Source organism: Xenorhabdus entomophaga, from assembly GCF_037996725.1.
Lineage (GTDB): Bacteria > Pseudomonadota > Gammaproteobacteria > Enterobacterales > Enterobacteriaceae > Xenorhabdus > Xenorhabdus khoisanae.
Genome location: NZ_JBBMXH010000145.1, coordinates 1 through 7,026, shown reverse-complemented (window position 1 = coordinate 7,026; position 7,026 = coordinate 1). Strand labels below are relative to the sequence as shown.

Here is a 7,026-nt window from a genome sequence, read left to right as displayed (position 1 = left end):
TGCCAGACCGCAAGGTGTTTTAACAAATCAAAAGGGGTTTTTATAGCAGACTTATAGCTGTAAGCTCTACGGAACCCCCAGCCAAGCTGGGGGTTTTCTATATACAATAAAGGCTCTGACTATTTAGTCAGAGCCTCATTAATAAAGGAGAGTAAACTATCTCCTTCTACTTTCAATTAAATTAGACCTTATTCTGACGCCACCATTCCGCCAGCATAATACCTGTCGCAACAGAAACATTTAGGCTTTCTACCCGACCAGTACCACCGATAGAAAGACGAATGTCGCCATCTTCCCAAATACTGTCGCTTAACCCATCACTTTCCTGCCCCAATACCAAAACCATTTTTTCTGGTAATGTTGCTTGTGCCAGTGCTGTGCTTCCCTTATGACTTGATGTGGTCACAATGGAATAGCCTTCGTCACGGAATTTATTCAGCGTAGCTGTGAAACCATCAGCATCAATGCCTTTGATATGCTCAGCACCACCTTCTGCTGTACGGACAGCCGCACCTGATTCCAACATCGCTGTATCCTGCAAGATCACGCCCTGTACACCAAAATGTGCACAACTACGCATGATTGCGCCAAGGTTATGTGGATTACCTACATTTTCCAATGCCAACACACAATCTTTTGCAGGTGCTTGCTGTAAATAGGTTGCCGCATCCATTCCATTGCGTTTCTTGATCAAAAAGCAAACGCCACCATGATGTTCCGTACCCGATGCTTTAGTCAGTTCCTCATCGTCAACCACATGGTAAGCTTTGCGATTTGCCGCCATCCATTTAAGAGCATCGCGAAAACGTGGGGTGATTGATTGAACAAACCAAGCCCGAACAATTGCATCAGGACGGTTCTGGAACATTGCCTGACAAGCATTTTCCCCATAAATACGGGTTTCTTCCAAACGCTGACGGCGAAGTTGTTCAGGGTCGATATAACTTTTACCACTGATACCGCTATGCTCTGGTTTAAGTGGCTCTCCCTCTGGACGAGAAACAGTTCTCCAAGGAGAGCGTTCGTCTGAACGCGCAGGGCGTTCATTATCACGACGGCGGTCACCTTGCTCACGCCCTTTACCAAACGGACGTTTATTATTCTTACGGTTGTCACTGTTTTTACGACGATCGTTATTTTTACGATTATCGTTATTGTCCTCATTGCGGACATACATCACTTTGACTTTACCGTTCTTACCACTATAGGAATCGTTCATTTATTTCTCCAACTGCGCTATGGCGCGAAGATTACCCGATGTGCGCGCCCGAAGCTACCTCTGGCAACGACAATCCATTAAAATATCCGTTAATTTTTACTGGTTTTATCCACGAACATGTTTGAGTTCTTAAATGAGAAATAACAACGCCGTTTATCAGCTTCGCCAACACCGTCTTGCCCGTTCTACCCGCCCGTTTCAGGCAAGGGGTTGCCGAGTACAACGTTGCTTGCATTGTTTATTGCCCCAAAAAAACTGCCTGTGTGAAATAATCTCACCCGCAAACGCGGAAAGCCGCTTCTGTCTTATCATGTTTGATACTGAGCCTATGAAACCCAGCAATACTGGAAAGTTGATTGCAGATATACTGCCCGATACACACGCTTTTCTCTGGTCCAGAACTGAACCCGATCAACAAATGCTTGAGGTGTTGAACGACCCAACCCGTCAGCCCTATTTGATATTCCCAGACAGCTACGCAACGCCTCCTCGTACTGTGTATCAACAGCTTCCTGATAACCAGAAACCACCGCTGTTCATTATATTGGATGGTACTTGGCCTGAGGCAAGGAAAATGTTTCGCAAAAGCCCATATTTAGATGATATTCCCCTGCTGTCTATTAATAATATTGCCAAAATGGATTATTTACTGCGAGTTCCATCCAGGCAAGAGCAGCATTGTACTGCCGAAGTTGCAGCCGCTGCACTAGAATTGGCTGGGGATATTGAAGCCTCACACTCGTTACTCGGCCATTTCAATCATTTTCGTGAACAATATCTGGCTGGGAAATCTAATCGTCCGGGGAGTCAATCACAGTAATTCTTGACAACCCCCGCTAAAGTAACTGATCGTGGCTAAAGTTATTCATGGTAACTGTTTAATCTATAGTGATTATTTATTGATGTAATGACTTATGAGGAACTCCAGAAATGAGCCAGCGCGGACTTGAAGCATTATTACGCCCCAGATCTATTGCCGTTATTGGTGCTTCTGAAAAACAAGAAAAAGCCAGCTCAATGTTAATGCGGAATTTACTGATGGGCAGTTTTACGGGTCCCATTTTGCCCGTAACACCAAACAAGCATGCTGTTCTGGGTGTATTGGCCTATCCTTCTATCGATAAGCTACCATTGTGCCCCGACCTTGCTATCATTTGCACCCATCACAGCCGCAATCTATCGTTGCTGGAACAACTGGCTCAACACGGATGCAAAACCGTTATTATTCTATCCTCGCCACCATCGCAATTTAACGAACTAAAGCAATATAGCCAGAAATATCATATCCGCATTTTGGGGCCGAATAGCCTCGGTATTCTGGCACCCTGGATAGGGCTGAATGCCAGTTTTTCCCCCATTCCTATCCTGAAAGGTAAATTGGCCTTCATCTCGCAATCAGCCGCAATATCAAATACGATTCTCGACTGGGCTCATCATCGCAATATCGGTTTTTCATATTTTATTGCTCTTGGAGATAGTGTTGACATTGATATTGATGATCTACTCGACTTCCTAGCCAGAGATAGCAAGACGAGTGCCATTTTGTTACATCTCGAACATATCAGTGATGCCCGGCGTTTTCTTTCTGCCTCTCGAAGCGCTTCACGCAATAAACCCATTCTGGTTGTAAAAAGCAGTCGCACACGAAAAGCTCAGCAATTACTGGGGGAACAACAGAATTTCGATGCTGCCTATGATGCTGCAATTCAGCGTGCCGGTTTACTGCGTGTACAAGATACACATGAAATGTTTTCTGCTGTGGAAACATTAAGTTTTATGCGACCACTGCGCGGAGAGCGCTTGTTAATCGTCAGTAATGGAGCCGCACCCGCTGCGATGGCGCTGGATGAGTTACTCAGGAGAACCGGAAAACTTGCTGTGTTAAATGAAGAAACGATCAGTAAATTATCCGGCATACTTCCCGAAACGCTTCTTCTCCGCAATCCTTTAGATATCGGTGATGATTCCTCTACCGAGCAATATATTGCTGTACTTAAGCTGCTTTTAGATAACCATGACTATGATGCCTTACTGTTAATTCATTCTCCTTGTGCGATATCTCACAGCCAGTCTACGGCTGTCAGAGTCATCCAAACGATTAAGGAACATCCGCGTGGAAAATGGCCCACCATTTTCACTAATTGGTGCGGAGAATATTCTTCATTAGAAGCTCGACGCCTGTTTAGTGAAGCAGGTCTTCCAACGTATCGCACACCAGAAGGCGCAATTACAGCATTTATGCATATGGTGGAATATCAACGGAATCAAAAACAACTCAAAGAGACACCATCCCTGCCAATTGGCATTACATCGAATACAGCCCGTGCTCATGAGTGCATACAACAGGCTCTTGAAAATGGAAATATCCGATTAGATACTCATGAAGTACAACCTATTCTTGAAGCCTATGGCTTAAACACCTTACCGACTTGGATAGCCCATACCAGTGATGATGCGGTCAATATTGCTGAAAAAATTGGCTATCCCGTTGCACTGAAGCTCCGATCTCCAGATATTCCGCACAAATCAGAAGTTCAAGGGGTTATGCTTTATTTGCGTAATTCCTATGAAGTTAAAACAGCAGCACAGGCTATTATTGAGCGTGTCAGACAAAACTTCCCACAAGCCAGAATTCACGGTTTGTTAGTACAAAGCATGGCTAACCGAGCTGGCGCACAAGAATTGAGAATCTCTATTGAGCAAGACGAAATATTCGGCCCTTTAATCATGCTGGGAGAAGGGGGAATTGATTGGATTGATGAAACACAGGCTGCTGTCGCCCTTCCTCCCCTGAATATGGCGTTAGCCCGTTATCTGGTCATTCAGGCAATTAAGGGGCGCAAAATAAAATCAGGTGGAGCACTATTGCCGCTGGATATCCCTTTGCTCAGTCAATTGTTGGTTAGGGTATCCAATTTCCTGATCGATTGTCCACAAATTGCTCGTATGAACATTCATCCGCTACTTGTATCGGGTAATGAGCTCACTCTATTGGATGTAACGATGGAATTAACTCCGGTAACAGGAGATCCCCGCAAGAGACTTGCTATTCGCCCTTATCCCAATGAGCTGGAAGAAATCATCTCTATAAAAGACAATCTTGAATGTCTGCTGCGTCCAATTTTGCCGGAAGATGAGCCTCTGTTGAAAACGTTTATCGACCAAGTGACAAAAGAAGATCTTTATTACCGTTATTTCAGTGAAATAAGCGAGTTCACTCATGACGATCTCGCCAACATGACCCAAATTGACTATGACCGGGAAATGGCATTTGTCGCGATACGTCACCCTACAACGACACCTGAAATTATCGGTGTCGCCCGTGCTATGGCCGATCCCGATAATATCGAAGCAGAATTTGCGATATTAGTGCGATCAGATCTCAAGGGAATTACGTTAGGCTATCAGCTCATGACGAAGCTGATTCATTACACGAGAGAACACGGTATTCAAGTCTTGAATGCGATTACTATGCCGGAAAACCGTAATATGATTCAACTTGCCAAGAAGCTTGGATTTACTATTGATATCCAGTTGGAGGATGGCATTGTTAATCTTGCCCTAAAACTCTAAAGTTTGACTTAAGCGTGTATCCAATGAAGATGAGGAAAAATTTCACTTCGTGATGAATCGCACAGACTTAAAGCAATCAGCTCAGGAACGTTAATTCATACTAACAATGAGCCAAACTAGTGGTATCATCGCCAGATCATTTTGATTCATACACCTTATGATGGAACGTATTCCATCTAAACTAAGAGAAAAAACGCACTGTGATGTTGTCCAAATTTAAACAAGCAAAACACCAACAACACCTTGCACAACTGCCTAAACTACCGCAGTCAGTTGCTGACATTGAAACACTTTATCAATCTAAAGTGTTCCTCAGCACCTTACTGGAACGCATAGCGAACGCCCAAAAGCATATTTATATCACGGCATTATATTTAGAAAACGATGATGCTGGACGGGATATTCTGACTGCATTGTATGTCGCCAAACAGAAACGCCCTGAACTGGACATTAAAATCCTGGTTGACTGGCATCGTGCTCAACGTGGTCGCATTGGCGTAGAAGCAGCGGCAACAAACGCAGATTGGTACTGTTCTATGGCTGAAAGCTATCCTGAGGTCAACATTCCCATTCTGGGTGTTCCTGTGAACACACGTGAAGCATTGGGCGTGTTACATCTGAAAGGCTTTATTTTTGATGATACAGTCATTTATAGCGGAGCCAGCATTAATGATGTTTATCTACATCGCCATGAAAAATACCGTTATGACCGTTATCACTTGCTGCACAATGCAAAACTTGCAGCAATCATGAAGCAGTTTATCGATGACAGTATGCTCAGCGCTGACGCCGTAAAAAATTTGGCTTGTCACAATCGCCCTCGTAGTCTTGAAATTAAAAATTTGATCCGCCAATTCCGTGCTTCATTACGAGATTCTGAATATCAATTCGAAAATCAAGCTTCAAATGAAGAATTGGCTGTGACACCTCTAGTTGGTTTAGGTAAAAAGAACCAACTGAATAAAACGATCTGTCATCTGTTGGCCTGCACTGAAAAAAAGTTGGTGATTTGTACACCTTATTTCAATTTACCGGCAGTTTTGGTACGGGCAATATCGCGACTACTTCGCCAAGGAAAACAAGTTGAGATCATCATTGGAGACAAAACAGCCAATGATTTTTATATCCCACCAGAAGAACCGTTTAAGATCATCGGGGCATTGCCCTACTTGTATGAAATAAACTTGCGTCGCTTTACGAGTCGGTTACAAAAGTTTATCGATAGCCAGCAATTAACCATTCGGTTATGGAAAGATCAAGATAATACTTATCACTTAAAAGGTGTCTGGGTTGATAACCAGTGGCAGTTGATTACAGGTAATAATCTCAATCCTCGAGCTTGGGGTTTGGATCTGGAAAATGCCATTCTTATCCACGATCCTCACCAAGAAATGCAAGAACAACGTTCTATTGAGCTGAATTGCATTCGTACCCACACAAAAATTATCAGCAATTATCAGGAACTGGAAAGTATCCAGCTCTATCCTGTTAAAGTTCGTAAGTTGATACGTCGTTTACGACGCATTCGAGTTGATCGATTAATAAGCAGAATACTGTAATATAGATAAATAATTATCAATTTTTGAATCCCCTCTCGCAATAACGAGCGGGGATTTTTGTATCTTATTTATCAAGCAGCTATGATCTTAAAAAAATAAATCATGGCTTAAATTAAGATGAAGAAAACTGTCATCGTCCTCATAAAAAATATATTAATAATCTCCCCTCTCCTATTAAATATATCTTGCTCTAATATGCGTCAAGCTAATGATAATTGGATTGGCAAAGATAAAGCGCAACATTTTCTATTTTCGATGGTTGTATCAGCCGCCGGAAACGCATATGGAGATCGTCAAAACTGGGGACACCGTGAAAGTGCTCAATTTGGTATGTTACTCTCAATCAGTCTTGGTGCAGCAAAAGAACTCTACGATAGCCGTCCATCTGGAACGGGCTGGAGTTGGCACGATATGGTTTATGATGTAGCTGGCGCTATAGCGGGCTATAGCTTATATCAATCTATGAAGTGATTTTTGACTCACTATCGTCTTTAAGGCGATATTTTTTAATAACCCCAAATGCAAAAAAGCCATCGGTTAAGGATGGCTTTTTTGACTAATTGAATGTCTGGCAGTGCCCTACTCTCACATGGGGAGACCCCACACTACCATCGGCGCTACGGCGTTTCACTGCTGAGTTCGGCATGGGGTCAGGTGGGACCACCGCGCTATTGC

5 protein-coding genes and 1 rRNA gene are annotated in these 7,026 nt (G+C 43.3%); 4 read left to right on the top strand and 2 right to left on the bottom strand.

What is annotated here, in order from left to right; translation table 11 throughout:
• Positions 1-181: 181 nt before the first annotated feature.
• The gene (locus AAC854_RS20350; protein WP_340618693.1) at positions 182-1,219 is read right to left on the bottom strand and encodes a tRNA/rRNA methyltransferase; all 1,038 of its coding nucleotides are present in this window, start codon (positions 1,217-1,219) and stop codon (positions 182-184) included.
• A gap of 133 nt (positions 1,220-1,352) precedes the next feature.
• On the opposite strand from AAC854_RS20350, the gene AAC854_RS20345 reads away from it, so the two are divergent.
• The 4 genes from AAC854_RS20345 to AAC854_RS20330 all read left to right on the top strand — a co-directional run bounded on the left by AAC854_RS20345 (position 1,353) and on the right by AAC854_RS20330 (position 6,822).
• Complete coding sequence (locus AAC854_RS20345) at positions 1,353-2,039, top strand: tRNA-uridine aminocarboxypropyltransferase (protein ID WP_273547903.1); 687 nt, start codon at positions 1,353-1,355, stop codon at positions 2,037-2,039.
• Positions 2,040-2,149: 110 nt separating this feature from the next.
• Positions 2,150-4,792: a bifunctional acetate--CoA ligase family protein/GNAT family N-acetyltransferase gene (locus tag AAC854_RS20340; RefSeq protein ID WP_340618692.1), complete on the top strand. Its 2,643-nt coding sequence runs from the start codon at positions 2,150-2,152 to the stop codon at positions 4,790-4,792.
• Between the two features lie 203 nt (positions 4,793-4,995).
• The gene (pssA, locus tag AAC854_RS20335; protein WP_340618691.1) at positions 4,996-6,351 is read left to right on the top strand and encodes a CDP-diacylglycerol--serine O-phosphatidyltransferase; all 1,356 of its coding nucleotides are present in this window, start codon (positions 4,996-4,998) and stop codon (positions 6,349-6,351) included.
• 111 nt (positions 6,352-6,462) lie between these two features.
• Positions 6,463-6,822, top strand: a complete 360-nt coding sequence (locus AAC854_RS20330) for a YfiM family lipoprotein (protein WP_422824111.1) — start codon at positions 6,463-6,465, stop codon at positions 6,820-6,822.
• Positions 6,823-6,917: 95 nt separating this feature from the next.
• Here AAC854_RS20330 and rrf read toward each other — a convergent pair.
• Positions 6,918-7,026 (bottom strand): 5S ribosomal RNA (gene rrf, locus AAC854_RS20325); the annotation flags it as partial.